The organism is Pelomicrobium sp. G1 (assembly GCF_051905455.1).
Lineage (GTDB): Bacteria > Pseudomonadota > Gammaproteobacteria > Burkholderiales > UBA6910 > Pelomicrobium.
On the sequence record NZ_JBQACR010000690.1, the window covers coordinates 1 to 230 of the forward strand.

Below are 230 nucleotides of genomic sequence, written 5' to 3' on the forward strand. Positions count from 1 at the left end.
GAGGGCGTGCAAAAGGTCCTGGAAATCGAGGAGCGAGCCCAGCGAGCCTTCATCTCCGACAAGAGCAAGACGTTCAACACCGCCCGGGTCGAGGCGCTGGAGCTGGACAACCTGTTGGAGGTGGCGGTGGCCACCATGATCTGCGTCGAGGCGCGCAAGGAAAGCCGCGGCGCCCACGCCCGGGAAGACTATCCGAACCGGGACGACGACCACTGTCTCAAGCACAGCCT

1 pseudogene is annotated in these 230 nt (G+C 64.3%); it reads left to right on the forward strand.

Features of this window, described 5'->3' with window-relative positions:
* A pseudogene (locus tag ACTFO6_RS20140) lies at positions 1–230 on the forward strand (succinate dehydrogenase/fumarate reductase flavoprotein subunit); the annotation flags it as partial.